At 48.5% G+C, this 2,130-nt stretch carries 3 protein-coding genes; all 3 read right to left on the bottom strand.

Annotation, left to right across the window (positions count from 1 at the left end):
- Positions 1-215 (bottom strand): transposase (locus tag AADEFJLK_RS26145; protein WP_428839034.1); only part of this gene is annotated, 215 nt, incomplete at its 3' end.
- Positions 216-291: 76 nt separating this feature from the next.
- A complete protein-coding gene (locus tag AADEFJLK_RS21860; protein WP_103975774.1) occupies positions 292-609 on the bottom strand; it encodes an IS630 transposase-related protein in 318 nt (105 codons plus the stop codon).
- Positions 610-1,179: 570 nt separating this feature from the next.
- Positions 1,180-1,662 carry an Hsp20/alpha crystallin family protein gene (locus tag AADEFJLK_RS21855; RefSeq protein ID WP_103975773.1) on the bottom strand — a complete coding sequence of 161 codons (483 nt, stop codon included), beginning with the start codon at positions 1,660-1,662 and terminating at the stop codon, positions 1,180-1,182.
- Positions 1,663-2,130 lie beyond the last annotated feature (468 nt).

The following is a 2,130-nucleotide window of genomic DNA, read 5'->3' as shown; positions in this document are numbered from 1 at the left end:
TTTGGCACCAAGTCCTGTGCGGCCCACGCATAAAAAACGTCGGCGTTGATGTTGCAAGGGAACAATGCAACCGTCAGTAACGCCCCTTTGATGAGCGCCCCTATCGCATTTGTCCTGCCCTTTGCGCCCCAGTCGAAGATGCCGTGGCATCGTTTTCCCACTTCCGAATAGCCGTGGGAGCGGGTGTTACCATGGGCAAAGCCGCTCTCATCGATATAAACAATGGGCTTGCCTTCATCTTCATAAGCCCTAATTTTTAAAGAGAATTCAGCCCGTTCCCGGGCATCCGCCTTAGGATGTGCCAGGCTTTTTTTTACGGCTAAACCCTAGGCGTTTCACCGCCGCGCCCATGCCCGACATGCTCACGGAAAAACGCGCAGCCCGTTCGTAAAGAAAGTCATCTGGATGCCCGGCAAGGTCTTTGGCCAACGCATCACGGTCAATTTTAGTGCCGGGCTTGTTCCGCGAGAAGTCCGGGTCGGGATTGTTTTTCCAACGCGACACGCTCGCCATGCCCACCCCAAACCGTTCGGCGGCTTCCGGGATGGTCAGGCTTTGTTCTTTCATCACTGAAAGCAGTTTTTTTCTGAATGCCGCTGGATAAGCCATTCGTTTTCCATTCAAGATGATCGTTTTTACAATAGCCTATTATCATATCAAATTATATTGGCTTGGCTATAGAGACCATCTCCCAAAATATTTCCTGATCGATATAGCGTTTATAGTTTTCTGATACTGGCCCACCTTCCATTCCCATCTTTTTCTCCTAGGTAAAATACCTTACCGACACCCATAGGGAGCCATTCTTAGAAAGCGGTTAAGCCTGCGGCAGGTTAGGTGCTATCGGTGTGCCCAAAGGCTTTTGGGACGGGTGATGGCCGCGCCACCTGTTAATATTGGCAGCTTCACCCGGCTCAGGTAACGTTAACGTCCTTTTGGAATGCACCCGCACAACATTTGTCGAGCCGCCCCTATCGATAGGAAGCACGATATAAGCCTATAGCCCCAGAATAACCGCTAACACAATGGCGGCGGCAATAACCAGTGGCTTTCTCATCTGCCCCCTCCTTTTAACCCATAACTGAGAATGCAGAAATGGACGGGTACACCCTCAGACGCTAACGTTCTCTTACCAATGCCCGGCGTTACTGCTTTTTGGGGGGCGACAAGTTTTTCTGGCTAATCAATTGTGATATGTTTCCTTGGGATTTTTTCTGTTTTAGGGACGGTCACCTTCAGCATCCCGTCTGCGAAAACGGCCTTGGCGTTGGCGTTGTCGACATTGTTTGGCAAGGACAAGGTGCGTTGATAGCTTCCGCGCGTTATTTCGCGGCGGAAATATTTGCCGTCCTCCTTTTTTTCTCCGGCGAAGGACGTACGGATAGTGATGGCCTGATCGTTAATAGAAACTTCCAAATCTTCTTTTTTAATGCCCGGCAAAGCCGCCCGGACTTCTATTTCATGGTCATGGTCGATAATATCAACTTTAATGAAATCTTCTGCCAAGGCTACACCCGGAGAATTCCAATTTAACAGGCGAGGCCAGCGTCGGTAGAGAAAGTCATTGAAAAAACTGTCAAACTCCTCAAACATCAAGGCCGAACCGGTTGTTTGGAGTGGGTTTTCGGGGGGCTTTTTAGGCGTATTTGCGGCGGTGTCCATAAAATTCTCCTGTCATGATTAAGTTATTCATCTAAAAGCGGCACGCTACAGTTTGTGTATTCCACTCTTTCAGAAGGTTATTCTGAAGCAATTTAGGGGAGGATGAAATCGGTTAAAATGGGGCATTAATGGGTATGAAATAGGTATGAAAAATATCCATTTTGTAAAAAAACAATACCTTCGCCAAACGGACAGGATAAGCTGAAGCCTGAATCGCCCCCAACCCACTGATTGGCCTAAAGCCCCTTCCCAAACGCCGCCCTATTTGGGTGTATCCTGCCGATTTCCACGGCCTCGAAGAATTAATACTCGATCATCAAGTTTTTCATAAAGCCGCCAAATTTATGGCTGAAAATGGGTGGTAAAGCAGTTAAGCTAATCCGCGTTAAAAAATGACCGGATTGAACGCCATGCTACTGACCGAGTTTGCCCCCTTCATAGAAGATTTTGTCGCCGGTTTGGATGCGG

It is taken from the genome of Methylovulum psychrotolerans, assembly GCF_002923755.1.
GTDB lineage: Bacteria > Pseudomonadota > Gammaproteobacteria > Methylococcales > Methylomonadaceae > Methylovulum > Methylovulum psychrotolerans.
This window is presented reverse-complemented; position numbering and strand designations above follow the sequence as displayed.